Genomic DNA, 24,425 nt, shown 5'->3' on the forward strand with positions numbered 1-24,425 from the left:
TCGTCTTGCGCACCGGACCGGCAAAGCAATGGCAGATCACGCCCATTTGGGCTTCTTGTAATTGGCCGCGGCGCCAGGGTCCTTGCCCGCCTGCTGCTGTTGCTGCTGGTACAGTTTTCTCAGCGATTCCTGCGTTTCTCCAAAAAGGGTGTCGTATTCGTCGGATTCTTCCAATTGAATCGAATCGCCGCTTCTGCGCAATTGGCCGCGCTGCTCCAGGTCGTTGATGACCTTGTTGACGACGCCGCGCGACAGGCCGGTGTAGGAGGCGATGAGCGCCTGGGAGATGCGCTTGCTGAAGGCCCGGGTGCCCTGCGGTGCGAGTTGCGTCAATTCGTGCAAGACGCGTGCCACCATCTTCTCGGCCGACAGGGTGCTTCGGCGGCGCAGCTGGCGCCGGAGCATGTTGGCGCGTTCCAGGCTGATGTCCACCAAAGCCATCGAGATCGAGGGGTACTGTGTACAGAGTCCGCGTACGATGTCCATCGGCAGCACGTACACCGCCGAGGGCAGGGCGGCCACCAGGGTGAGTTCGGAGATGTTGGGGCGGTCGGCCTGGGCAAGGGGGCCGCTCAGGTAGATGTCGTTGACGCGCAGGAAGTTGGTGGTGATGAGTTCCGCGCGGGCTGTGGCGTCGGTCGGCAGGCCCAACCGCAGCAGTCCCGAGGCAACGCAATACATCGAAAACGCAGGCTGGCCCGTAAGTAGAACTACGTCATTTTTGCGGAAGTGGCGCAGTTCCACGAACCGCATCAGTTGCTGGCGCACCCCTTGGGGCACCTCGGAAAGCAAAGGATGAATCAACATGCGCGTACAAGCCGGCCGCAGCCGAAATAATGAGTAGCGCCCAATGTGACGATTCGCTGCATGCGTTGCAAGGAGGCTGAAAGTAGTAACGCATGCTAGAAGCTGAGATGTGGGCTTGTGCGCACGAAATCATCGGAATTGAAGACTTGCTGACACTTTAGGCTTAATAAAAGTGAAGGAAATGAGAAAAAATCTCTACCTCCGCAAGATTTCTACTGAATTCAGCAACGATTAGCGGTTTGGTTGTAAAGGGGCTCCGCCAGCCCCAAGCAAGAACGCCCATGGCCCTGTGAAGGGGCCATGGGCGTTGTGCTTTGCGGGGTGGGGCCGGCCGTTGGATGGCTTGCCAAGGGCGGCCGCGGCGGCCGGGATGAGGTCAGGTGCCGCTGGCGGGCACCCACCCCTCGGGCCCATGCGTGAAGGCCTGGCGCAGCTGCAGGCTGCCCGCGCCCTGCACCACGCGCGCCACCATCGGAAACACGCGCTGCGCATCGGCGTCGGCGGCCCAGGGTGCGGGCTGCACGTGGTAGGTGTAGGTGACGACCACCGGGCCGCCGTCGGCCGCGGGGTGCCCGGGCTCGGGCGCCCAGCCGACGATGCGGTCGAGCGTGAGGTGGGCGGCGCAGAAGTCGGCCGGCGCTGCGGCGCCGGTGGCGGTCTTGCGGGCGATGAAGTACTTCTGGCCTTCGGGGGTGAGCGTGTAGCGCGTGGCGGCGGTGGCGGGCGCCTCGGCCGTGGCGGGCAGCGTGATGTCTTCGGCCTGCACCAGGCCCAGGTGCTGCAGCACGGGCATCTGCACGGCGTCGCGCGCATGGGCCCGGGCTTCGGCCGGGGTCACGTCGATGGGCCAGCGGGGCTTGCCCAGGCACAGGTCGCCATGGCGGGCCAGGTACAGCTCGGTGGCGGCATGCAGGGCGCCGGGGTCCACGGTGGCTTCGTGCTGGCAGCCGGCCAGCAGGGCGGCGGCGCAGAGCAGCGCGGCGGCAGCGGGCACGACCCGGCGGCTACGCGGGGCGACGGGGCCAGGGGCGGGAAGGGGCAGGGTGGTCGGGGTCATGGGGCGCGTCATTGGGCGCAGTCTTCGGGCTTGAGCGGTTGGGCGGCCGTGGTGTCGGCGTCGTCCAGGGTGTGGAGGAAGCAGATCAGGTCATGGATGTCCTGCTCGGACATGGGCGGCGTGGAGCCGGGCTTGCGGCCGTCCATGGGCATCTGCGGGTCGATGTTGGGCAGGTAGGCGCTGGGCAGGTCGTCGAACTTCCTGACGATGCCGCCGGTGTACTGGGTGGTGATGAGCCCGTAGGTCGGAAAGGCCGGGTCGTTCTTGGCCTTGGGCTGGCCACCCACGGTGGGGTACCACAGCTCGGGGTTGGTATCGCGCGTGTTGTAGAAGCGGATGACCTGCTCCAGCGTGTGCATCACCCCGTTGTGGAAGAAGGCGCTGCGCGTGGCCACGTTGCGCAAGGTGGGGGCCTTGAACATGCCGCAGAAGCTGTCGGCCGCGCCGGGGCTGGCGGGCAGGTGGTCGGTGCGCAGGGGACCGCACACGCCCATGTCGTAGTAAGTGGGGTCGGCATTGGCGGCGATGGCGGCATTGCGCGGCACCCCGATGGCCTCGTACGAGAAGTCGGTGAACAGGGCCGAGCTACCGTTGAGCCCCGCGCCCTGGTAGTGGCACGAGGCGCAGTTGCCGGTGTTGGGATCGGTGAACACCTTCAGGCCCCGCACCTCCGCGGGCGACAGGTTGCCGCCCAGCTTGTTGCTGGCATAGCGGTCGAACTTGCTGGTGTAGGGGTGAAAGCTGGTGTCTTCCAGCTGGTAGGCCTGCAGGGCCTGCACGGCGCTGGCGAAGGCGGTGTCGGGGTTGTCGAACACATGCGCGCCGAAGGCCTGCGTGATGAGCGGCGCGTAGCTGGCGGCCTGCAGCTTGCGCACCACGTCGGCCGGGCTGGCATTGGCCATTTCGGCGGCGTTGAGCAGCGGCACGCGGGCCTGGTCGGCCAGGGTGTCGGCGCGGCCGTCCCAGGTGAAGCCGCCACCGGGGCCGGGGGCGCTGATGCCGTCGGGGTTGTCCAGCAGGTCGGCGTAGGCCGGGGTGAATTCCTTGTAGCGCAGCGAGGGCACGGCGCGGGTGCCGGGCTGATCGAGCTTGGGGCCGCCCAGTTGCACGGCCAGGTCGTTGGCGGGGGCGTAGGCATGCGCCGGGTCGTGGCACGAGGCGCAGCTCATCTGGCCCGAGCCCGACAGCGCCTTGTCGAAGAACATCTTCTGGCCCACCTGGGCGGCCAGGCTGAGCGGACCGGAGGCTGGCGCGGGGGCAGCCGCAGGTGCCGCCGCCGCAGGGGCCGGCGCTGCCGCGCTGCCGCTGGCGCCCAGCCCCAGCGGCAGGGCGCTGCCGCCCCCGCCGCTGCCGCCGCCGCAGCTGGCCAGGCCCACCGCCACGGCTGCCGCCGCCACCACCGCGATGAGCGTGGCGCCGGCCGCCGGAGCGATGGTCCGCCTCATGGCTTGACGGCCCAGACGTTGGTCTGGTTGGCGTCGGGGCCGGTCTGCGCGGCCACGGTCACGTCGGCGGACTGCTTCTGCGTGTAGCCGGCGGGCGCCACGAAGGCGTGGTTGATGGGCCGCACGCTGTCGAAGTGCGTGTCGGCGCTGCCGGCGTACTCGGGCAGGTTCAGGATGTTCGCGGCGATGAAGGCCTCGGTGTACTTGGAGCGGTTCATGTACGAGGCATCGTTGGCCGGGTCGGCCAGGCCGAACATGTCCTGCAGCGTGCGCACGAAGGCGAAGTGGCTGTAGGCGTCGCTGTCGACCACGCCCTTCGGCGCGTTCGGCTGGTTGGTCAGGATGCCGAAGATGCTCTCGCCGTGGCCGCGGTTGCCCATCTGGTAGTTGTTGATGGTGGTGTCCTGCGACCAGCTGCCGTCCGCGTTCTGCTGCAGCGGGTTGGGCATGTTGGTGGTCTGCTTGACCTTGAGCGGGTTCCAGCCGCAGCAGGAGTTGAAGCCGGCGGTGGCATTGCCCTCGTCGAACATCAGCACGATGGCGACGCGCTTGTTGGGGTTCTGCCAGAGCGGCGAGGCCTGGATCTTCTTGACGACGTAGTCCACGTAGTTGTCGCCGCGCGTGATGATGGGCGACACGGCGCTGGTGGCCACGTTGTTGGCCACGCTGCTGCAGTCGCTGGCCGACGCGGTGGTGCCGCCGCCGTTGGTGCCCTTGACCGTGATGCCGTGCATGTCGTCGCACTGGTCGGGCATCAGGAAGTTGAGGTTGCCCACGTTGCCGCTGGCCAGGTCGGTGCCCAGCTGGTCGATGTCGTAGCCGGTGGGCACGGTGTAGGCGCTGGCCTTGCTGAGGGCCGCATCCCACTGGCCGCCGCCCATCGTGCGGTTGCTGTACTTCCACTCGGGCGCGCTGCGCACGTTCTGGTAGGCCATGCCGGGGTGGTGCTTGGTCTTGTACAGGCCGGCGGGCATGGGCAGCGTGAGCGTGGCGTCGCCGATGGCGCTGGTGTTGGGGCCCAGGGTGCCGGGCGGGTACACATGGTCCTGCGCGGTGACGGCGGCGTCGGCCACGCTGTCGGTGCGGAAGTCCTGGCCCGGGTTCATCGACTCGCTGTAGGTGCGCCAGGTCATGCCCGCGGCGGTGATGGCGTTGAACAGGTTGGGCCGGCCCACGATGTTGTGGCTGACCGCGGCGGCCTGGGTACAGGTGGTCTTGAAGGGCGAGCTGGCCAGGCCGGGCTGGGTGTTGTCGGGCACGGGCAGGTCCTGCACGGCGGTGGGGCCGGTAGCGTCGCAGTTCCACTGGCTGTCGTCGGTGATGCCGAAGTCGTCGGCGCCGCCCAGGGCGGTGTAGTTGGGCTCGCTGGGGTTGCCGGTGGCGTAGTAGCTCACCAGCTGGTTGCCGGCCTGCAGGTAGGCGTTGATCTTGGGCGCGTAGGGCGAGTTCACGATCGACGAGGTCGCCTTGTTCTCCAGCATCACGATGAAGATGTTGTCGTAGCGCGGGATGCCTTCGACGTTGAAGGCGGCCTGCTGGGCCTGCGCAAAGGTGATGGGCTTGCGCGTGTCGGCCGTGTTGGCGGTCAGGGCGGTGACGCCGTTCTTGCCCGTCAGGCGCGGGTCGCCGCCGGGCACGGCCAGCGCGTCGGGGTACAGGTCGCCGCGGTCGAGCTTGGCGGTGGCGTAGACGTAGCGGTTGTTCAGCGCATTGGCCTCGGCCAGCAGGGCGGCCTGGGCCTTGCCGCTGGCCTGGTTGAAGTCGCCCAGCACGGCGGTCTCGGCCACGCCCAGGCGGCTGGCGACGTTCTTGCGCTCGGTGGCATAGCTGCTGCCGTTGGCGTCGATCAGCCGGGCCACCTCGGCCGACAGCGGGCTGATGACGACCTGCGCGGCCTGCTGATCGCTGACCTGGCCGGCGCTGATGCGCAGCGCCTCGCGGCTGGCCACCGCCTGGCCGGTGGCGGTGTTCCTGGCGCTCGTGCCGATGTCGGCCAGCAGGGCGGCGCCGGTGGGCACCGACAGGCTGAACTTGCCGCTGGCGTCGGTGGTGGTGGCGGTCTCGCCGTCGTCGCAGCGGCCGTTGTTGTTGCTGTCGACGCAGACCTTGGCGCCGGCGAAGTAGCCGGCCGAGAAGACCGGGTCGGTGGCGCTGCCGGACTTGAAGGCCGTGGCCGCGACCACGCCGTTGACGGCCACGGTGTTGGCCGTGCTGCCGGTCTGGCCGCCGTTGCTGTTACTGCCGCTGCTGGTCGATGCTGGCAGGAAGGCGATGCCGTCGTTGCCACCGCCGCCGCAGGCGGTCAGGGCCGCAGCGGCCAGCACGGTGAGGGCCGGGAGAAGAAGACGTGAAGTCGAAGGGGCGGTGGGTTTCAAGATGACCTCTTGATCGTGGGCTGGAAATGCAAAACCGCTGAATGTTGGTCAATGGCGGTGTCACGCCCGTGAAGGAAAGCTGAAACGATGCTGACTTCTTGCGCGTGCAGCGGCGGCATTTCGTGGCCGCGCGCGATTCCTTGTTTTTGCTTAAACCAAGCTGACCAGGTCTGGGAAATATTCAGGTGAATTTGTCATTTGAATGTAAAGACGCGTCCCGATCATTTCGCCTTTTTCAGGCGCACTGCATTGCGCCGTTCCATTCGAGGGTTCGAAATGAGTGAATACCAAAATACGCGCATTCCCGCGGCGTTGAATATCGACGAGCTCGCGCGCGTCAACGAGATCCAGCGCCGGCGCCTGCTCCAGCTGATGCTGGCAGGCTCTGCCGTGGGCGTGTCGGGCGTGCTGGCCGGCTGCGGCGGCGATGGCAGCACGCTGCTGCCGGCGTCCTCTTCCTCCTCGGGCAGCGGCACCGGTGCGGCGCCTGCGCCTGCGCCGGCGCCCGCTGCCGCGCCGCAGACGCAACCCACGCCGGTGGTGCCGACGTCGTCGTTTTCGGTAATGGTGCTGCCCGACACGCAGTTCTATTCGCGCTATGCGTCGCAAAAAATGGGCATGCTCTACCAGAAGCTCTATGCCGATATCGATCCGCGCTACAACAATCCCTTCAAGGCGCAGACGCAATGGATCGCCAATAACGCGCAGCAATTGAAGACCGCATTCACCATGCATCTGGGCGACGTGGTCGACCAATCCTGGTATTACTCGTCGGAAAAATCCGCGCCTTGGAGCGCTTCCACCGACCTGGTGGGCAATGGCCAGATCGCCGCCAATACGGTGCAAAAGGAATGGGAATTGGCCAGCCAGGCCATGCAGGTGCTGGAGCAGGCCAAATGCCCGTATTCCATCTGCGCCGGCAACCATGACGTGGGCGCCATCGGCTCCGACATGCAATGGGGACCCGACTGGGGCGTGGGCGTGACCGGCTTCGACAACACCGACGGCTACCAGGACGGCGGCAGCCACCGCGTGAACCTGTTCGAGCCCTACCTGCAGGTGTTTCCTACCGCGCGGGCCCAGCAGCAGTCCACCTTCGGCGGGCGGCATTCCTCCGGCTTCCACGAGTACCACGTGTTCCAGGCCGAGGGAAACCGCTTTCTGGTGCTCTCCATGTCGTGGCGCGCCTCCGACGACGCCATCGCCTGGGCCAACCAGGTGATCCAGAAGAACCCGACGCTGCCGGTCATCCTGATCAACCACCAGCTGATGGGCATCGGCCAGGACGGCGTGACCGCCGCCGACACGGCCTATTCCAACTACATGTGGGACAGGCTCATCAAGAACAACGACCAGATCTTCATGGCCGTGAACGGCCATTACCACGGCTCGTGCACCGTGACGAAGAAGAACGCCTTCGGCCACGACGTGTTCCTGATGGTGGTGGACTACCAGATGGCCTACATGGGCGGCAACGGCCTGATGCGCATGTACGAGTTCGACCTGACCCACAAGAAGATCGTGGCCAGCTCCTTCTCGCCGTGGGTGCCGGTCAAGCCGCAGGCCGAGCTGAACAACTTCGACTCGGCCTGGCTCACCGATGCCAACCAGGGCTTCACGCTCGACATCGACTTTGCGGCGCGCTTCGGCGGCTTCAACCCCGGCTTTGCGGTGCCGGCCGGCACGCGCACCAAGGCCATCACGCAGCAGGCCAAGGAGACGATCCTCACCAACTTCAAGAGCCCCACCGTGGCCTCGAGCCGGCCGGCGTCGGGTCCGGACGACTATCCCAAGGTGGCCAACACGCTGGCGCACTGGCGCTTCTACAGCAGCACGGCGGCCGAGGGCGACAAGTTTCCGTACCAGAACGGCCAGCAGATCGCCGACGTGTCCCCCGCGGGCGCCAATCCCATCTCGGTCAACACCTGGATGGGCAAGGACGGCGACCTGGTCTGGTCCAGGAGCCACCACCCGCTGTCGGCCGCGCCGGGCAGCCTGCGCTTTCTGAATGCCACCGGCAGCCGGGCCTCGTACTTCACCACCGACAAGACCTCGAAGCTGAACACCGAGCAGTTCCTGAACGGCTACACGGTCGAGGCCTTCGTCTACATCGACCCGGCCTTCGACGCCAACGTCAACGGCTGGATGGGCATCCTGTACCGGCTGGGCGCGCGCTCGCACCTGCAGGGCTTCGGCAGCGGCGAGGGCGACACCCCCATGATGTTCGCGCTGTCGAACCTGATGGAGTTCCAGTGGGAGATCGTGCCCACCGACCAGGCGACCAACCTGACCTGCTGGTCGGGCAGCATCTCGGCGGGCCAGTGGCTGCACGTGGCCATCGTCAACGACCCGGCGGACGGCTACGCGACCACGATGTACGTGGAGGGTGCGCCGGTGCTGCGCAACAACAGCAACATGCACGGCATCCAGTACGTGGCCGCCCAGCAGCAGATGGCCATCGGCTGCGGCCAGTGGGCCGACGGCATGTCCACCGGCTTCCTGGGCAGCCTGGGCGAGATCCGCATCGTCGGCGCGCCCCTGCCGCCGAGCCAGTGGCTGACGGCGCGGGCGAGCTGAGGCGCAGTGCCCCGCGCGGGCGGATGGGCTCCCGCTCCCCCTCGCGGGAGAGGGCTGGGGAGACGTGGCTGCCCCATCCCCACCCCCTCACGCCGAAAACAGAATGCGATCCAACTCGGGCGAGATGACCTCGGCCAGCTTGCCGTAGCCCCGCGCGATGGGGTGGATCTCGTTGAGCCAGTCGCCATCCGCCCCGCTGGTTCCCAGCCGGGCGCGCTGCAGCACGCCCTTCGTCTTGCTGATCACATGGAAGTTGTCGATCTCGGCGCACAACTCCACAAGAAAGGAGCCCAGCGATTCGAAGATGTAGTCGGTGATCGGGATCCAGAAGTCCTGGGGCACCTGCCGCGTCATCAGTGCCGGATACAGCCAGGGGCCGGCCAGACTCAGGATGCCGGCCAGGTTCGCCGGCGCGTCGCGCGGCGTGGGGTAGTCGTACACGTGCGTCACGATGGGGATGCCGGCGTTCTTTTTGCTGGTGTCGCGCAACCGGGCCAGCCGCCGATGGTATTGGTGGACGTTCACACGCAGTCGCGTGAGTTCGATGCGGTCGATGTAGTCCAGAAAGTGCTGCCCCGCACCCACGGAGGGCGTGCAGATGATGTTCATCAGGTTGTCGATCAGGTCGTTGCCGCCACCGCTGATGAAGATGGCGTCCCAGCGCGTTTCGTTCAGGGTCTGCACCAGCGGCCGGTTGGCATGTGGGTCGGTCATGTTGAGCAGCGTGTCGCCCGGCCGGGCCAGGTTGATCAGCAGGGTCCTCTGACGAAAGTGCAGGGGCTCCAGGATGTTGGAAGAGGGCGCTCCGCCAATGGAGAACCACGATTCCCCCTCGCAGATGATCCGCTTGCCAAAGGCCGGATCGTCCGGGCCGGTGGCCGGCTTGCCGTTGTAGGCATCGGAGTCGTAGCCGTTGAAACTGACGACGCAGGCAGGGTTGGGAAGGGACATCGAGTGCTCCATGAAGGTGGTTGGGCGGGCAGGGACGGCGTGGCCGCCGCGCAGCGGCGCGGCGGGTTCAGCGGGGCGATGCCGGCGCGCCGGACGGCGCGGGGGGCGCGGCAGGCGGCAGGGCATTCATCTTTGCCAGCAACGGGTCGTTCGGTCTGACCCACAGCTCGACGACGCCCGGCGTGGCCCTGAGGGCGGGGGCGAGAGGTTCTGCGATCCATCGGCCCTCTCCGCCATCGCCGAATGCCGAGCTCATCCCCGCGGCGATGGCATAGGCACAGGCCCTGCCGCTGGTGTCGTGGTAGCGCAGCACGGTGGTGGTGACGGGGGCGGGGTTGGCCCGGCCGGTCCTGCGGGCGGCGTCGTAGACATCCTCGATGGGCGGAACGCTGGCGCCCCAGTTGCGCCACCAGTCGCGCAGACCCCGCACGCTGTCGCGTTGAGCCCCGCCGTAGATCTGCACATAGATCGTGATCCGCTTGCAGATGGTCTCGGCGCGCTTCCATGCCGCAGGGGTACTGGCTGTCATGGGCGCAGGCGTCTCCGCCGCGGCGGGGGCGGGCGGGGCGTCGGGAGAAGGCGCGGCAACGATGGCAGAGGTCGTCGCGGGCAATGGCAACCTGTGACGGGAGGCGGCCGGCGCCGGGCGGGGCGGGCACTTGCTGTCCCAGAGTTCGTCGAGCGCGCTCCGGGAGATGGAAGGATTGGTCCGGGTGTGGTCGTTCGACGCCTGGAACGCCTCTTCGGCCAGCACCATGGCTTCCCGGCGCGGAGAGCAGGGATGCAAGGCCTCCCAACTCGCACCCTGGCTGTAGTCGTGGCCCCAGTAGCGCACGGCCGGCAGCGCGTCGGGCTGCGTCATGCAGGTGGGAAAGGCCGACGGCATGGGGCCGTGGCTGGCGCTCAACAGCACATTGCAGGCGTTGCCCATCTGGCTGCCGAGTCGCTGGCAGGCCACCGAGGCGTCGCGCACGATGCGCACCCCGAGTGCGGACGTTTGCAGCCAGCGGGCCTCGTCGCGCTGGCAATAGGCATCGGCAGAGCGCACGACGGCCATGGCCAGGGCCGAGATGGCTTCGCTCCCGCGGCCGCTGTCCGCAGGCGCGGCCTGTACTTGTCGCTCCTCCCGTACCGGGCCGGGCGACCGCGGCAACTGTGCCCAGAGCTGGGCCAGTTCCTTCATGGCCGCACGTTCGCCCACGATCCGGCTGTTGATCGCATTGCGCAGACCCTCGGCCGCCTGCCACGCCGAGATGCCGATGGTGGCGAGCGCACCGGCACTCAGGGTGGCGCCGACGGCGGCCACGCCGATCCTCGGCGGAAGGCGGATGCCGGTCGACGCCGGGCTTGCTGTCGCGCTCTTGTCGGTCTGACTGGACGTCGCGCCTTTGGCGTGTTCGTCGGGTTCGAAGTACTGGCCAGGGTTCTGCAGGACGCTGTCGACGAAGCCGGTGGAGAGCTTGTCCGCCAGAAAGCGGCCCAGGTAGAAATAGCTTTCCCACTGGGCCTCGCTGAAGAACTGGTCGCTGGTCGGCTGCTGTGGAAAGCTCGGCGCCTTGAGCCGGTAGTTCTCGATGTCCATCGGAAGCCCGGCGCACATGTTCGGCTTGACGACGATGAGGATGCCGACGGGCGGGGCCGTGCCGTCGGCAGGCTGCGGATAGCGGATCGTGGCGAGGGCGAGGCAGGCGTTGCTGTCGCTGGATGCGAGTGCATTGAGCGAGCCGAAGTACTTCAGCGTCTCCCACCAGGCGGCGGGCGTCGCGGCGGGCTTCTGGAAGGTGATGTGCGTGTCCAGGTCGACGCGGGCCTTGCGCACCAGCTCCTCCAGGTCGCCGAAGCGGTAGTTGGGATCGGCGCCGCAGTCGGCGAGCAGGATGAATTGCGCCCGCGCAGCCAGCAGTGCGTAGCCACCGGTGTTCTCGAAATGCCCTCCGTCCGAGATGAACCAGTCGTTCTTCCCGGCGGCGGCGAACGTCCCGGTGGTCTCGTGGAGCAGCCCGATCGACTTGGCCAGGTTTCGGCGCCACCACCCGCCCTGCGCGCGGGTCCCTGGATGCCGGGCCGCACCGGTCAGCCAGTAGCCCAGCCGCACGCCCGCGAAGGTGAGCAGGGCCGACAGGCCGCGCTGGGTGCGTGCGCCAAGGCCCGGCGAGACGGCGGCGCCGGAGATGGCCAGCCAGGCACCCAGGCTGAGCTGGCCGATCCCTGGGATGCGGCGCCAGCCTTCCTGGCCGAGTTGCGACGCTCCGCCGGCCATCACGCTCAGCAGCAGGCCCTTGCGGTCGCGGTTGAACAGGCGGCCCTTGTCGTCCGCGCTCTGGTTGACGCAGCTGTTGATGAGGTGGACCGGCCCGCCTGCGCGATGGGGCGCGTAGGCCCCAAGGGGCACGTCGTCGTCGAAGGCGACCTCGCCCACGCTGACGGCGGGTTTGCCGGTACGCACGGCACTGGCAATGGGGCTAAGCGCGCTCACGTCGGGGCCGAAACGCGTGCCGTTGGCGGCACCCAGGTAGGCCCGTGTCAGGCGGGCCGCATAGAACGCGTGCAGCGACGACAGGTTGAGGAACTGCACATTCCTTCCGGTGAGAAGGGCATAGCCGAGCACCGGAACGGCCAGCAGGGCGAGGTGAATCCACCCTTGCGTGAACGCCATCTGGGTGACGAGGCGCGTACCGGCCTGCACGCCGGCATCGGAGTCGATGAACACCGGCCGCATCACCACCTTCATCACGAGCGCGACCCACCACACGACCATGCACAGGCTCAGCAGGTAGCCCATGCCTTGCAGCAGCCACATCCCGATGCCCCGCACCCAGCGCGGCGCCAGATGGCCTTCGGCGGCGAACAGGGGCGCGGCGCCCCGCAGGCCGACGGCAGCGACGCCCAGCGCCAGGCCGAGGTTGAGCGTGGAGATGCTGTCGAACGCCAGCACCCACGCCAGGCGCTCGACCAAGCCCAATCCCAGGCAGGCGCCGAACATCGACAGCCACCGGGAAAGCGCATGCGTCAGCGCGTTGCGGGCGGCGCCGACCGTGCCGCCCGGGCCACCAGCGATCCAGCGGGCGGTGAATGCCGCGCCGAGATTGAGCAACAGGAACAGCGCGGCGGCCGTCATGGCCACGGCATGCCAGCGCTGCGGCTGGATGTCGCCCAGTTGCCCCAGCCGGTACAGCGCGAATGCCGGCAAGCCTGCGGCCACGAGGATCGCCCCGGCGCCAAGCACGATGGCGCCGAAGCTCCTGGCGCGGACCCACTGGAGTTGCCAGTAGGCAAGCAGGAAGTTCAGGGCGGGCAGCAGTGCGATCGCCGCCAGCGGCCACAGCGTGGGCATCCAGGGCTGGATCCAGTCCGTCCAAGCGAACATCCGTGGCTCGTGGCTGCCGACGGTGGCCAGCGCTTGCCACGCAGTCAGGTCGACGGCGCACAGGCCCAGCGCCAGCAGCACGGCCAGGACGCCGAATTCCACATGGATGCCGATGAGGTTGCGCAGGTAAAGCGCAAGGGCGAACAGCGTGTCGCGGGCGCCGGCCGGTGTCAGGTAGCGGCCGTTGGTGCGCAGCCACCAGCCAAAGTGGGTCTTCTCCGCCTGTGCCAGCGCCCGGTCGACCTCATCCGCGCCCGGTCCCGTGCGCGCGCGGTCGAACAGCCGGCCGAGCATGCCGCCGATGTAGCCGCCGCCGGAGACCGTGGAGAGCAGATCGAAGCGCAGCAGCAGCCGGTTGGCCGCCAGCGAGCGCAGCAGCCCCAGGCAGAAGGTGGCGCTGCGGATCCCGCCGCCCGAGAGGGCCAGTCCCCAAAGCGGGGCCTCTGGCGCCGGTGGTGGCACGCCCAGGTCGGCGCCACGGGCCGCGGTGGCGCCCAGCGCGGCGCGACGCAGCGCCACGGCCTGCTGCAGTTCGCCCTGCCCGGGCGATGGCTCTTCGACTTTCATCTCGACCCCTCCTTCGGACCTGAGGTCCGACCTCGTTCATTGGCGAGGCATTCTTGGTGGGGGCCCGGAGGAGCACATCCTCCATCTGGGGTTTGCACGACACGGCGGTGGCCGAGGATGATGAAAGGTTGTCGAGAATTCTTGCCCGAATGAAAAAGCCCGCTGCGGTGTGCGCCGAGCGGGCTGTGCGGGTGGGGCGACGCTCAATGCCCGCCGTTCTTCTTCCCATGCGACGCCGTGCTGCTCATCAGCTTGTCGGTATAGGCAATCGCCATGGCCGAGAACAGGAAGGCGACGTGGATCACCGTCTGGGCGATCAGCACCTTCTCGGTGTAGTTGTCGGCATTGATGAAGGTCTTGAGCAGGTGGATCGAGCTGATGCCGATGATCGACATCGCCAGCTTGACCTTGAGCACCGAGGCGTTGACGTGGCTGAGCCACTCGGGCTGGTCGCGGTGGCCTTCGAGGTTCATGCGGCTGACGAAGGTCTCGTAGCCGCCCACGATCACCATGATCAGCAGGTTGCTGATCATCACCACGTCGATCAGCGCCAGCACCACCAGCATGATCACCGTCTCGTTCAAGGTGGTGATGGGCGCCGTGGTCTTGTAGCCGATGCTGTTGATCAGGGCCTGCAGCGCGTTCTGGTTGCCGAAGGCGGCCTCCACCAGGTGCAGCAGCTCGACCAGGAAGTGCACCACGTACACCGCCTGCGCCACGATCAGGCCCAGGTACAGCGGCAGCTGCAGCCAGCGGCTGGCGAAGATCAGGTTGGGCAGGGGGCGCAGGGGAGAGGTGCGCTTGACGGGCGCGGGCGGAGTCGGGTCGTTGAGGTCGGCCATGGAAAAAGCGGAAGAAAAGTCGGAGAGTCAGAGGGCGGTATTGCGCGGGGCGAACATTTTCACCACCCGTGCCACCTCGTCGCTCATGTTCATGGCGACGAGGTCCACCTGCGGATGGGCCAGCGCGAACACGCGGAACACTTCGTCGACGAAGCCCTGGCCGACGCCGGTGACACCCTCGAAGTCGAGGATGGCCCGGCGGAACTGGTCGATGCGCGCGGTGACCCACTTGCCCTGCGACCGCGAGACGAGGTCGCTGCCGAGCGCTGCAAGCCGCAAAGGCACTTCGGTGATGAGGAAGGCGTCCGGTCCGCTCTGGTCGGGATCGAAATAACGGTCGTACACGCTGGTGGAGGTCCGGGCCGAACGTCGTGCGATCTCCATCAGGACGGTGGTCCCGGTCTCTTGATGGTCAGCGTCGAGCCAGTCGAAGGTGAAGTCGTGGTCATGGGTGAAGACCAGGCCGTCGCTGTGGATGGTGAAGCGGTCGAACATGCGCGAACAGACGAAGACGCCCATGCCCGAGTGCCCTTCGGCCGCCGTGGTGAACTTGCCTTTCGCCAGCTCGAGGATGGCCAGGCGCTTGTCCGGCAGCGTCAGATGATCGGCGATGCGCCGGAAGATGCCCACGCCATCGTCGACCACGGCGATCTGCACCACTTCGGCATCGGCAAGCAGGCTGCAACTGATATGCGAGGACTGTGCGTGGTCGATGGCGTTGTTGAGCATTTCGGTGAACCCGATGTGCACGATGTTGCGCACGTTGGGTGGCAGTGCCGTGACGATCGGGGCCACGTGGGCCAGCCAGATTTCGCCTTCGCCGTCGGCCGCAAGCGCTTGGCGCTCCCATCGCTTTTGCCACCAGAGCTTGTCGCCAGCGCTGTAGGTCGGACGTGTGCCGGCGCCTTTGCGGCTGACGAAGCCCTGCTCGACCAGGCGGGCAAGGCGGCGCGAGATGGTGACGCGCGTCAGTCCGGTACGCTCGACGGCGCGTTGCGCGACAGGGCCGCCCGCGCGCACGGCTTCGATGATCTCGGAATCTGCCCAATCCATGGCGGCGATTGTATCGTCACTTGATCATTAGCCATTCTGTTTTGTATCGTCAGAGCCTCGTAAGACGCCCGCGGGACAGTACACCGCGTTCCCCTTCCGCCATTCAAGACCGGGCCATCCGGCCCTCAGGAGACATCACCATGAGCAGCAGCTCGGCTTCCACCATCCAGTCCGTGCTCGTCGAAAACCGCGTCTTCGAGCCCAGCGCCCAGGCGCAGCAGGGCGCCCGCGTGGCGGGCATGGCGGCCTACCAGGCGCTGTGCGACGAGGCCAATCGCGACTTCGACGGTTTCTGGGCCCGCCAGGCCCGCGAGCACCTGAACTGGAGCAAGCCCTTCAGCCGCACGCTCGACGAGTCCAATGCACCCTTCTACAAGTGGTTCGACGACGGCGAGCTCAACGCCAGCGCCAACTGCCTGGACCGCCACATCGGCACCCCGGTCGAGAACAAGACGGCCATCGTCTTCGAGGCCGACGACGGCACGGTCACCCACGTCACCTACAAAGAGCTGCTCTCGCGCGTGAGCCGCTTCGCCAACGCGCTCAAGGCGCAGGGCATCGGCAAGGGTGACCGCGTGATCGTCTACATGCCGATGGGCGTGGAAGGCGTGGTCGCCATGCAGGCGTGCGCGCGCATCGGCGCGACGCACAGCGTGGTGTTCGGTGGCTTCTCGGCCAAGGCACTGAACGAGCGGATCATCGACGCGGGTGCCGTGGCGGTGATCACGGCCAACTACCAGCTGCGCGGCGGCAAGGAGCTGCCGCTCAAGGCCATCGTCGACGACGGCATCGCCCTGGGCGGCTGCACCACGCTCAAGACGGTGCTGGTGTACGAGCGCACGCCCTCGGCCTGGAACAAGGTCGAAGGCCGCGACAAGACCTTCGCCGAGGTGCTGCAGGGGCAGGGCGACGACTGCCCACCGGTGGCGGTGGGCGCGGAGCATCCGCTCTTCATCCTCTACACCTCGGGTTCCACGGGCAAGCCCAAGGGCGTGCAGCACGCCACCGGCGGCTACCTGCTGTGGGCCAAGATGACGATGGAGTGGACCTTCGACATCCGCCCCGAAGACGTCTTCTGGTGCACGGCCGACATCGGCTGGATCACGGGCCATACCTACGTGGCCTACGGCCCGCTGGCGGCGGGCGCCACGCAGGTGGTGTTCGAGGGCATTCCCACGTACCCGAACGCCGGGCGCTTCTGGCAGATGATCGAGAAGCACAAGGTCAGCATCTTCTACACGGCGCCCACGGCCATCCGCTCGCTGATCAAGGCGGCCGAGTCGGACGAAAAGGTGCACCCGAAGAACTGGGACCTGTCGTCGCTGCGCATCCTGGGTTCGGTGGGCGAGCCCATCAATCCGGAGGCCTGGATGTGGTACCACCGGAACATCGGCCACGAGCGCTGCCCCATCGTCGACACCTTCTGGCAGACCGAGACGGGTGGCCATGTGATCACGCCGCTACCGGGCGCGACACCGCTGGTGCCGGGTTCCTGCACGCTGCCGCTGCCGGGCATCATGGCCGCCATCGTGGACGAGACGGGCAAGGACCTGCCCAACGGCGCCGGCGGCATGCTGGTCATCAAGCGGCCCTGGCCCTCGATGATCCGCACCATCTGGAACGACCCCGAGCGCTTCAAGAAGAGCTACTTCCCCGAGGAGATGGGCGGCACCATCTACCTGGCCGGCGACGGCGCCGTGCGCAGCGAGGACCGCGGCTACTTCCGAATCACCGGCCGCATCGACGACGTGCTGAACGTGTCGGGCCACCGCCTGGGCACCATGGAGATCGAATCCGCGCTGGTCGCCAAGACCGACCTGGTGGCCGAGGCCGCCGTGGTGGGCCGCCCGGACGACGTGACGGGCGAGGCGGTGTGCGCCTTCGTCGTGCTCAAGCGCGGCCGGCCGACGGGCGAAGAGGCGAAGCAGATCGCCAACGAGCTGCGCAACTGGGTGGCCAAGGAGATCGGGCCCATCGCCAAGCCCAAGGACATCCGCTTCGGCGACAACCTGCCCAAGACGCGCAGCGGCAAGATCATGCGCCGCCTGCTGCGCAGCATTGCCAAGGGCGAGGCGATCACGCAGGACACCTCGACGCTGGAGAACCCGGCGATCCTGGAGCAGCTGGCGCAGACCAACTGAGCGCGGCCGGCGGGGGCGGGCGCCGCGCCCCCACCGCTGCAACACGGCGACTGCAAAGATTTGTCACCGTGCTTACAACCAAAGTGCGGGTAGATGCGTATTGCGCGTCCGCTGGTCAGGAGCTGTTTAAGATCGGGCGCCATCGCGTTGCCTTTCGGTAGCGATTTTTCACAAAGCCCGACTCATGATCCTCGTCACCGGAGGCGCCGGCTTCATCGGCTCCCACACCTGCGTCGCGCTGGCGGCGGCGAACCGTCCCTTCGTCGTCCTCGACAACTTCGACAACAGCCGGCCCGACGTGCTCACCCGCGTGGGCCAGATCATCGGCCGCGAGGTGCCCTTCGTGGAGGGCGACGTGCGCGACGAGGCGCTGGTGCGGCGGGTGCTGGCGGAGCACGGCATCAAAGCCGTCATCCACTTCGCGGCATTGAAGGCGGTGGGCGAGTCGATGGCGCAGCCGCTGCGCTACTACGACAACAACGTCGCCGGCACCGTGACGCTGCTGCGGGCCATGCAGGCCTCGGGCGTGCGGCAGATGGTGTTCTCGTCCTCGGCCACCGTGTACGGCGACCCCGACACCGTGCCCGTGCGCGAGGACTTTCCCTTCCGTCCCGCCAACGTCTATGGCCACACCAAGGCCATGATGGAGCAGGTGCTGGCCGACCTGTGCACGGCCGAGCCCGACTGGCGGGTGGCGCGCCTGCGCTACTTCAACCCGGTGGGCGCGCACGAGAGCGGCCTGATCGGCGAAGACCCGCAGGGCATTCCCAACAACCTGATGCCCTATGTGGCCCAGGTGGCCGTGGGCCAGCGCACCGAGCTGAGCGTGTTCGGCAACGACTACCCCACGCCCGACGGCACCGGCGTGCGCGACTACATCCATGTCATGGACCTGGCCGAAGGCCATGTCGCCGCGCTCGACCACCTGGACCGCCAGGCCGGCTTGCTGACGGTGAACCTGGGCACCGGCCGTCCGGCCTCGGTGCTGGACCTGGTCAAGGCCTTCGAGCGGGCCTGCGGCAAGCCCATCCCCTACAGGGTGGCGCCGCGCCGCGCGGGCGACGTGGCGGAATACTGGGCCGACCCGGCGCTGGCAAGCCAATTGCTGGGCTGGCAGACCCGCCGCGACCTCGACACCATGTGTGCCGATGTCTGGCGCTGGCAAAGCGGCCGCGCGGCTGCCGCCTGATCCTTTTTCATTACCGACTCCTCTGCCACCATGATTCCAGTCATCCTCTCCGGCGGCTCCGGCACGCGACTCTGGCCTCTGTCGCGCGCGGGCTACCCCAAGCAGTTCCTGGGTCTCACTGAAGAGCAGACGCTGTTCCAGCTCACCGCGGCGCGCCTGGCGGGCCTGAACGGCAACGCGCCGGTGCGGCCGCTGGTGGTGTGCAATGAAGGCCACCGCTTCATCGTGGCCGAGCAGCTGCGCGAGAAGGGCCTGAGCGCCCATGCCATCGTGCTGGAGCCCGTGGCGCGCAATACGGCGCCGGCCATTGCTGCCGCCGCCGTGACCGCGATGGCCGATGGCCAGGACCCGGTGCTGCTGGTGCTGGCCGCCGACCATGCCATTCCCGACACCGCCGCCTTCCACGAGACCGTGCGCGCCGGCCTGTCCGCGGCCGAGGCGGGCAAGCTGGTCACCTTCGGCATCGTGCCGACGGCGCCCGAGACCGGTTACGGCTACATCAGCGTCGCCAACCGCATCGACGCCGCGGCGCCGGTGGCGCCCATGGCCGTGCAAGCCTTTGTCGAGAAGCCCGACCTGCAGACCGCCCAGGGCTACCTGGAGGGTGGTCGGCACCTGTGGAACAGCGGCATGTTCCTGTTCAAGGCCTCGGCCTACCTGCAGGAGCTGGAGCGCTTTGCGCCCGCCATCGCCAAGGCCGCACGCGAGGCCGTCGAGAAGGGCAAGAAGGACCTGGACTTCGTGCGCCTGGACGCCGAGGCCTTCGCCACCTCGCCCGAGGACTCCATCGACTACGCCGTGATGGAAAAGACCGACAAGGCCGTGGTCGTGCCGCTGCGCGCCGGCTGGAGCGACGTGGGCGCCTGGAACGCCGTGTGGGAAGTCAGCGCCAAGGACGCCCAGGGCAACGCCTTCCGCGGCGACGTGGTGGCCCACGAGGTGCGCAACAGCCATGTGCATGCCGAGCACCGCCTGGTGTCGGTGCTGGGCATCCAGGACGTGGTGGTCGTCGAGACCGCCGACGCCGTGCTGGTGGCCAGCAAGTCCAGAGTGCAGGACGTCAAGAAGATCGTCGAGAAGCTCAAGGCCGACGGCCGCTCCGAGGCCTCGGCCCACCGCAAGGTCTACCGGCCCTGGGGCGCCTACGACTCCATCGACCATGGCGACCGCTACCAGGTCAAGTGCATCACGGTGAAGCCCGGCGAGAAGCTGTCGGTGCAGATGCACCACCACCGCGCCGAGCACTGGATCGTGGTGTCGGGCACGGCCAAGGTGCAGATCGGCGACAAGGAGATCCTGCTCTCCGAAAACCAGTCCACCTACATCCCGCTGGGCGTGATCCACGCGCTGGAGAACCCCGGCAAGATCCCGCTGGAGCTGATCGAGGTGCAGTCCGGCGCCTACCTGGGCGAGGACGACATCGTCCGCTTCTCCGACCGCTACGGCCGCGTGGGCTGAGCGGGGCCGCCTTCGCCGACTGCGGCCGCCTGTTGCGCGGCCGGCCCACACCGGGCGGCGCCCGTGGCCGACACGGCCGCGCGGCCCGGCCGATGTACAACCCGGGGCTTTCCACATCGAAAAAGAGAGGAAGCCCCATGGGTGTGCGCTCCATCGTCCTGTTCGTCATTGCCATCGTCATCGCGGCCCTTGCCGCGCTGAACTGGGGCACGCTGTCGGCGCCCACCGCCATGTCGCTGGGTGTCACGACGGTCACGGCGCCGCTGGGTCTGGTCATGCTCGGCCTGACCGTGCTGCTGGCCGCCTTCTTCCTGGCCTATGTGCTGTGGCTGCAGGGCACAGTGCTGCTGGACGCCCGCCGGCACACCAAGGAACTGCAGGCCCAGCGCGAGCTGGCCGACAAGGCCGAGGCCAGCCGCTTCACCGAGCTGCGCACCTTCCTCGAATCGCAGGAAAACGCCCACATGGCCCGCAACGGCGAGCGCCACGCGGCCCTGCTGGCCCGCATCGAACAGCTCGAAGCCGCCCTGCGCCAGCGCGCGGAGCAGGCGGACAACACGCTGGCCGCGCACATCGGCCAGCTCGAAGACAGGCTGGATCGGCGGGCCGCTGCCGCCACCGCATCGACGCCCGTGGCCGTGACGCCGCTCAGCGCCGCGCCGGCGCCGGTGGCCTTCGACCCGCGTCCCTGAGGGCGTGCAGGCGGGCCGCGGCGACCGCCTCGGAGACAGGGGCGGACCAGAGGGGCCGGTACAGTGCTCGTTTCGCATTTCCGACGAGACAGCCCCGAAAGGACGCCCGCAATGACCACCCCCTCCCTCGACTTCAACGGCCGCGTGGCCATCGTGACCGGCGCCGGCGGCGGCCTGGGCCGCCAGCATGCGCTGGCCCTGGCGCGTCGTGGCGCCAAGGTGCTGATCAACGACCTGGGCGGCGCGGTGGACGGGCAGGGCGGCTCGGCCACGGCCGCGGAGCGCGTGGCGCAGGAGATCCGCGACATGGGCGGCGAGGCGCTGGCCAATGGCGCTTCGGTGACCGACTTCGCCGCCGTGGAGGCGATGGTGCAGCAGGCGGTGGACGCCTGGGGCCGCGTCGACGTGCTGGTCAACAACGCCGGCATCCTGCGCGACAAGAGCTTCAGCAAGATGGAGCTCGACGACTTCCGCCTGGTGGTGGACGTGCACCTGATGGGCGCCGTGCACTGCACCAAGGCCGTGTGGCCGATCATGAATGCGCAGAAGTACGGCCGCATCGTCATGACCAGTTCCTCTTCGGGCCTGTACGGCAACTTCGGCCAGAGCAACTACGGCGCCGCCAAGATGGCGCTGGTCGGCCTGATGCAGACGCTGAGCCTGGAAGGCGCCAAGAACAACATCCACGTCAACTGCCTGGCGCCCACGGCCGCCACGCGCATGACCGAGGGCCTGATGCCGCAGGAGGTGCTGGACGCCCTCAAGCCCGAGGCCGTGGTGCCGGCCATGCTGGTGCTGGCGCACGAATCGGCGCCCACGCGCACGGTGCTGTGCGCCGGTGCAGGCACCTTCGACGCCGCCCACATCACGCTGACGCAAGGCGTGCACCTGGGCCTGGGCGAGACGGTGCCCGAGCAACTCGCCGCGCGCCTGGCCGAGGTGACCGACCGCAACGGCGAGCAGGTGCCCCAGAGCGGCTCGGCCCAGGGCACCAACGAGGTCAGCCAGGCGATGGCGGCACAGCGCTGAGGCCCGCGGGCGCTCCGCACCGTTTGCGCTGAGCTTGTCGCAGCGCCTCCCCAGCCTCTTGACGAGCCGCGCGCGCCGCGGCGCATCACCCCCCTGGCGTCTGCACTGCGGCGGGCGCCGCGCCCGAGGGTACTGTCGCCGGCGGCTGCACGGCCTGCGGCAGATGCCGCTCGAGCCAGCCCGTGCGCCAGGCCCAGACCGTCAGCGCGCCGGCGACCACCAGCACGCCCAGCCCGACCAGCCAGCCGCTGCTGCGGTCGGCATATGGGTCCTGCAGCACACGCTTGGCGCCCGGCGGCAGCTTGGCCATCCGCGACAACGATCCGCCAAGCCGCACGCTCACCTTCATCCGGCCGTTGATGGCCCAGCCGCTCGCATCCAGGATCGGGCCCAGGCTGCGCTGGCGCAGCTTGATCCACGCGATCAGCATGCTCGGCCCCGAGATGGCCACCACCACGCCGACCAGCGCGATGGGAATCCACGGCCCCAGGTCGACGAATTTGGTGAACATGGCCACGAGCACCGCGCTGATGCTGCCCATGGCCACGCCCAGCGCGGCCACGGTGCCCACGTCGATGCGGCCGGGCAGCTTGGGCAGCGCGGCCGGCTGGCCGGCGGTGACCGGCGGCACGGCCTTGTCGGCCGTGGCCACGGTGGTCGCCACGCTGCTCAGGCTGGCCTGGGCCGTGGCCTCGCTGGCGGCGGCCCGCTTGGCCACCTGCTCCTCGACCAGTCGGATGAACTTCTTGTAGGGCGCCACGAAGGCCTGCGCCACGCTGGTCGGGTTGTCGATCAGCTGGGTGATGGTGGCGTCCCAGTCCTTGCCCTCGCGGTCGTAGAACACGCCGTTGCGTCCGACGAAGAGGAAGTCTGTATCGCCCGCCGTGAAGGCGGCCACGATGGTCTGCTTGTCCTTGCCGCGGGTGCATTCGCAGTAGGCCAGGCAGGTCTTGGCCAGGCCGGCCAGCATGGCGTGCTTCTTGGCATCGGCGACCCGCACCACCAGGTCGCAGCTGCGGCCGTCCAGGTACAGGCGCCCGGCCTGGAAGATCGCGCCCCGCCGCGCGTAGAAGTCCTCGAACGAGACGAAGTTGCGCAGCAGCCGGTACAGGTCGCGCTTGAAGCGCAGCAGCCGCTCCAGGTCCACCAGGCGTTGGTTGTGGGCCTCTTCCGCTTCGTCCTGGGTGAGCAGGGCCAGCACGGCGGCTTCGGCCGCGAGCCAGGTTTCGAGTTTGTCGGGCGGTGTGTCGGCCGCGCTGCCCAGCCGGGTCGGGGGGCGGCTGGCCAGCCAGCGGCGGCAGGGCGCCAGCCGCTCGCGCAGCAACGCCCACTGCCCCTCGTCGATGGCTTCGAGTGCCTCGCCCAGCAGCGGCGCGACGGCGCGCTCACGCAGCTGGGTCAGCGCCCCGGCCCAGGCTGGATTGACCCGGCCGGCCATCGGCAACGTACGGCCGGGCGCCACCGGTGCCAGCGGCAGGGCGGCCAGTGCCGGCGAATGCGTGTCGATGGCGCTGCCCGCCAGCGCGTCGTAGGCTGCGGCGGCCGGGTTGAGGGCCGGGACGGCCTGCGGATCGAAGGCCGCCACGCTGCAGCGGGCGAAGAAGTCGTCCACCTTGGCTTCGACGGCATCGAGCGCCGCCGCGGCCGCCAGCGTGGCCTCGCCCAGCGGCATGGTGGCGTCGTCGCTCACGGCCCTGGCCTGCCAGTCCGCCAGCGCGTGCGCCTGCTGGAAGAAGGCCTCGGCCTGGGCCCGCTGGATGCCCATGGCGCCGCTGCGGTCCGCGACGCCGCCCTGGGTCTGGATGATCCGCTCGATGACGGTGCGGACGCTGTCGTCCTCCGCCGTCGCAGGGGTGATGACGCCGTCGCCGTTGAACCGCAGGGACGCCAGCAATTCGCTGCGCCCTGTCACGTCTTCCAGCGTGAGCGCCGCGGCTTCGTCCTTCCCGACGATGCGCAGGATGCGCCGGGCCTCGGCCTGCAGCGTGCTGTGGTCGGCAATGTCGTCGGGGGAGAGGGTGTCGCCGCCCGTGATGAGCCGCTGCGCGTCGCGCAGTTCGCCGCAGGCCCATTCGCAGGCGGCGATCAGCTCGGGCGGACGGATGCGCCCGTCGTTGTTGGTGTCGATGAGGGCGAGGGTGCGGCTGTCGAATTCGAGGCCCTGGACCGGGCAGGCCAGGGCGACCCACAGCTTGCGGTCCAGCTGGCCGATGTGGGCGATGTCCTCGCCCCGGCGGATCAGGACCTGGTCGACGCCGCCGGTGCGGGCGAATTCCCAGACATGGCGCCCGGGGGCGGCCACGTCCGGCGCATCAGCGCTCAATCGCCCAGGCCGGTGTCGATGCCGGCCGTGCGGATGGTGGTGCGGTCGCGGTGGTCGGTGCGCTTGCCGATGGCGGTGTCCAGCGCGCGCTTGAGCTTGTCCAGGGCGCCGCGAAAGGCCTCGTCCTGGGTGGGCGCGTCCTGCGAGGTGGCGATCGGCGCATGGCCTGCGAGCCGGGCTTCCATGGTGCAGCGCTTGTCGGCCTGGCCGCCGCGGGCGGCGTTCTCGTCGCTCAGGTGCACCTCGACGCGGGTGACTTCCTCGGCGAAACGGTGCAGTTGCTGACGCAGTTCGGCGTCGGCCCAGCGCTCCAGCGACTCCTTGTTCTCGATGCCGTTGCCGGTGTTGACCTGGATCTGCATGAAATGGGCTCCTTTGTCGGTGAGGGCCGGTCGGCAGGGCTGCCGTGCCGGCCATGGGGACGAGCTTGCACTGTGCCCCAGCCCAGGGCGGGCCGGCGTAGGCCAAGGCCAATGCGTGGTTGCAGGCGAGGCCGGCGGTGAGCGGCGACAATCCGGCCCCTTCGCTGCCGTGGTGCGCTGCCGCGCCATG

Annotated in this window: 16 protein-coding genes; 6 read left to right on the top strand and 10 right to left on the bottom strand. The window is 68.4% G+C overall.

Annotated features, from left to right (window positions below):
• Positions 1-36: 36 nt before the first annotated feature.
• The 4 genes from ACT54X_RS04505 to ACT54X_RS04520 form a co-directional block, all read right to left on the bottom strand.
• Positions 37-807, bottom strand: a complete 771-nt coding sequence (locus tag ACT54X_RS04505; protein ID WP_476345274.1) for a Crp/Fnr family transcriptional regulator — start codon at positions 805-807, stop codon at positions 37-39.
• Between the two features lie 376 nt (positions 808-1,183).
• A complete protein-coding gene (locus ACT54X_RS04510) occupies positions 1,184-1,864 on the bottom strand; it encodes a hypothetical protein (RefSeq protein WP_476345276.1) in 681 nt (226 codons plus the stop codon).
• 8 nt (positions 1,865-1,872) lie between these two features.
• On the bottom strand, positions 1,873-3,309 hold the full coding sequence (locus ACT54X_RS04515) for a cytochrome-c peroxidase (protein WP_476345277.1): 1,437 nt from the start codon (positions 3,307-3,309) through the stop codon (positions 1,873-1,875).
• Positions 3,306-5,684: a phosphoesterase gene (locus ACT54X_RS04520; RefSeq protein WP_476345279.1), complete on the bottom strand. Its 2,379-nt coding sequence runs from the start codon at positions 5,682-5,684 to the stop codon at positions 3,306-3,308. Before ACT54X_RS04520 ends, ACT54X_RS04515 begins: the two co-directional genes overlap by 4 nt.
• Positions 5,685-5,960: 276 nt before the next feature.
• Here ACT54X_RS04520 and ACT54X_RS04525 point away from each other — a divergent pair, with 276 nt between their 5' ends.
• The gene (locus ACT54X_RS04525) at positions 5,961-8,261 is read left to right on the top strand and encodes a LamG-like jellyroll fold domain-containing protein (RefSeq protein ID WP_476345280.1); all 2,301 of its coding nucleotides are present in this window, start codon (positions 5,961-5,963) and stop codon (positions 8,259-8,261) included.
• 87 nt (positions 8,262-8,348) lie between these two features.
• On the opposite strand, the gene ACT54X_RS04530 is transcribed toward ACT54X_RS04525, so the two are convergent.
• The 4 genes from ACT54X_RS04530 to ACT54X_RS04545 all read right to left on the bottom strand — a co-directional run bounded on the left by ACT54X_RS04530 (position 8,349) and on the right by ACT54X_RS04545 (position 15,008).
• A complete protein-coding gene (locus ACT54X_RS04530) occupies positions 8,349-9,212 on the bottom strand; it encodes a hypothetical protein (RefSeq protein WP_476345282.1) in 864 nt (287 codons plus the stop codon).
• A 67-nt stretch (positions 9,213-9,279) separates the two neighbouring features.
• Positions 9,280-13,146 carry a hypothetical protein gene (locus tag ACT54X_RS04535; protein ID WP_294378544.1) on the bottom strand — a complete coding sequence of 1,289 codons (3,867 nt, stop codon included), beginning with the start codon at positions 13,144-13,146 and terminating at the stop codon, positions 9,280-9,282.
• A gap of 203 nt (positions 13,147-13,349) precedes the next feature.
• Positions 13,350-13,988 (bottom strand): TIGR00645 family protein, encoded by a 639-nt coding sequence (locus ACT54X_RS04540; RefSeq protein ID WP_017758740.1) that lies wholly within the window; start codon positions 13,986-13,988, stop codon positions 13,350-13,352.
• Between the two features lie 27 nt (positions 13,989-14,015).
• Positions 14,016-15,008 (bottom strand): ATP-binding protein, encoded by a 993-nt coding sequence (locus ACT54X_RS04545; RefSeq protein ID WP_294378538.1) that lies wholly within the window; start codon positions 15,006-15,008, stop codon positions 14,016-14,018.
• A gap of 173 nt (positions 15,009-15,181) precedes the next feature.
• Between ACT54X_RS04545 and acs the strand changes: the two genes are divergently transcribed.
• The 5 genes from acs to ACT54X_RS04570 all read left to right on the top strand — a co-directional run bounded on the left by acs (position 15,182) and on the right by ACT54X_RS04570 (position 21,550).
• Positions 15,182-17,182, top strand: coding sequence for an acetate--CoA ligase (gene acs, locus ACT54X_RS04550; RefSeq protein ID WP_294378535.1), 2,001 nt, complete (start codon positions 15,182-15,184; stop codon positions 17,180-17,182).
• A 184-nt stretch (positions 17,183-17,366) separates the two neighbouring features.
• On the top strand, positions 17,367-18,371 hold the full coding sequence (gene galE, locus ACT54X_RS04555) for a UDP-glucose 4-epimerase GalE (RefSeq protein WP_294378532.1): 1,005 nt from the start codon (positions 17,367-17,369) through the stop codon (positions 18,369-18,371).
• 30 nt (positions 18,372-18,401) lie between these two features.
• A complete protein-coding gene (locus tag ACT54X_RS04560; protein ID WP_294378529.1) occupies positions 18,402-19,829 on the top strand; it encodes a mannose-1-phosphate guanylyltransferase/mannose-6-phosphate isomerase in 1,428 nt (475 codons plus the stop codon).
• Positions 19,830-19,966: 137 nt separating this feature from the next.
• On the top strand, positions 19,967-20,521 hold the full coding sequence (locus ACT54X_RS04565; RefSeq protein ID WP_294378526.1) for a LapA family protein: 555 nt from the start codon (positions 19,967-19,969) through the stop codon (positions 20,519-20,521).
• A 111-nt stretch (positions 20,522-20,632) separates the two neighbouring features.
• Positions 20,633-21,550 (top strand): SDR family oxidoreductase, encoded by a 918-nt coding sequence (locus tag ACT54X_RS04570; RefSeq protein WP_294378524.1) that lies wholly within the window; start codon positions 20,633-20,635, stop codon positions 21,548-21,550.
• Positions 21,551-21,635: 85 nt separating this feature from the next.
• On the opposite strand, the gene ACT54X_RS04575 is transcribed toward ACT54X_RS04570, so the two are convergent.
• On the bottom strand, positions 21,636-23,873 hold the full coding sequence (locus ACT54X_RS04575) for a hypothetical protein (RefSeq protein WP_294378521.1): 2,238 nt from the start codon (positions 23,871-23,873) through the stop codon (positions 21,636-21,638).
• Complete coding sequence (locus tag ACT54X_RS04580) at positions 23,870-24,235, bottom strand: HPF/RaiA family ribosome-associated protein (RefSeq protein WP_294378518.1); 366 nt, start codon at positions 24,233-24,235, stop codon at positions 23,870-23,872. The genes ACT54X_RS04575 and ACT54X_RS04580 overlap by 4 nt, the downstream gene beginning before the upstream one ends.
• Positions 24,236-24,425 lie beyond the last annotated feature (190 nt).

Source organism: Pseudacidovorax sp. DMC4 (assembly GCF_056314265.1).